Annotated in this window: 2 protein-coding genes; both read left to right on the top strand. The window is 66.4% G+C overall.

Going from position 1 to position 1,833, the window contains the following annotated elements:
- The first annotated feature begins 241 nt into the window (after positions 1-241).
- Entirely contained in the window at positions 242-667 is a 426-nt protein-coding gene (locus AC3IFE_RS10760; RefSeq protein ID WP_006477288.1) for a F0F1 ATP synthase subunit epsilon, read from the top strand.
- A 258-nt stretch (positions 668-925) separates the two neighbouring features.
- Positions 926-1,833, top strand: a 908-nt coding sequence (locus AC3IFE_RS10755) for an AMP-binding protein (RefSeq protein WP_489190504.1), incomplete at its 3' end; no start/stop codon positions are given.

Raw genomic sequence — 1,833 nt, 5'->3', positions numbered from 1 at the left:
GGAAACGATCCGTGGCTTCAAGATGATCGTCGACGGCGAGTGCGACCACCTGCCGGAACAGGCGTTCTACATGGTCGGCACGATCGACGAAGCCTTCGAAAAGGCCAAGAAGATCCAGTAAGGGCTGAGTGAGTCGCAAGCCGGCGAGCGCCGGCCGGAGCAACGAGTCAGCAATGACTTGTATGCCGGCCGCCTGCGCCGGCCGCAATACGCTCAACCCGTGGATGAGATTGGAGTCGATATGGCAACCATCAAAGTAGACGTCGTCAGCGCGGAAGAGCAGATCTTCTCGGGCGAGGCGAAATTCGTCGCGCTGCCGGGCGAAACGGGTGAGCTGGGCATTCTGCCGGGTCACACGCCGCTCATTACCCGGATTCGTCCGGGTGCGGTGCGCATCGAAGTCGAGGGCGGCAACGACGAATTCGTGTTCGTCGCGGGCGGCATTCTCGAAGTGCAGCCGGGCGCCGTGACGGTGCTCGCCGATACCGCGATCCGCGGCAAGGACCTCGACGCGGCGAAAGCCGAGGAAGCGCGCAAGCGTGCCGAGGAAACGCTGCAGAACGCGAAGTCGGACCTCGACCTCGCAAAGGCGCAATCCGAGCTCGCGACCGCGATGGCGCAGCTCGAAGCGATCCAGCGTCTGGCGAAGATCCGCAGCCGGCACTGAGCCGCGCCGCGTATCCCGCGAAAGAAAGCGGCCTTCGGGCTGCTTTTTTTTCGGCCGCCGTTTTCGTCTGTTTTTTGCGGGCCGGATCGTGTCGCCCGATCGTGCTATTTCAGCCGCCCGTCGCGATTTAATGTCAGAGTGTCGTCAGCAGAGCGCGGCATCATGCGCTCGGAGGTTCGCCGCCGCGAGCACGGCGGCGCAGGCACGCACGTCAGCCGCGTGTCGTAGCCGATCAGACAAAAACGGACGGAGACATCGATGGCAGCAGACCTTGGCAAAGGGGCGCTGATCGCGCCCGAAAACGGCTTGTCCTACGTGCGCGGCGCCACCGACGTGCCGCTATCCGAAGCGACGATCAGCCGGTTCCTGCTCGACACGGCCGGCCGCTTTCCCGACCGTCCGGCCGTCGTGTTCCGCGAGCAGCAGGTGCGCTGGACGTGGCGCGCGTTCGCGAACGAGGTCGACGTGCTGGCCGCGGGGCTCGCCGCGCTCGGGATCGTGAAGGGCGACTGCGTCGGCATCTGGTCGCCGAACCGCAGCGAATGGCTGCTCACGCAGTTCGCGACCGCGCGGATCGGCGCGGTGCTCGTCAACATCAATCCGGCCTACCGGCTGTCGGAGCTCGAATACGCGCTGAACAAGGTCGGCTGCAAGGCCGTGATCGCGGCCGAGCGCTTCAAAAGCTCCGCGTACGTCGAGATGCTGCAGACCATCGCGCCGGAGCTCGCGACCGCGACGCCGGGCGAGCTGCACGCGGCGCGCGTGCCGAACCTGCGCACGATCGTGTCGATGGGCGAGACGGCGCCGGCCGGCATGTTCCGCTTCGCGGACGTGATGGCGCGCGGCCGCCGGGCCGTCGATCCGGCGCTGCTCGATGCGATCGGCGCGACGCTCGACGCCAACGATCCGATCAACATCCAGTTCACGAGCGGCACGACCGGCAGCCCGAAGGGCGCGACGCTCACGCACCGCAACGTCGTCAACAATGCGCGCTCGATCGCGATGGCGATGCGTTTCACCGAACAGGATTCGCTCTGTATCCCGGTGCCGCTCTATCACTGCTTCGGGATGGTGCTGGCCGTGCTCGCCTGCGTGTCGACGGGCGCCGCGATGGTGTTTCCCGGCGAAGCGTTCGACCCGGTCGCGACGCTCGCGGCGGTGGCCGA

The sequence above is a fragment of the Burkholderia sp. APQ4-4ca genome, from assembly GCF_057837105.1.
Note: the sequence above shows the minus strand (reverse complement) of the source record. Positions and strands in the feature narration are given on the sequence as shown.

What these genes read in the sequence shown, in the direction of transcription:
- AC3IFE_RS10760 (WP_006477288.1), top strand. Translation starts at nt 242, where the DNA reads ATGGCAACCATCAAAGTAGACGTCGTCAGCGCGGAAGAGCAGATCTTC.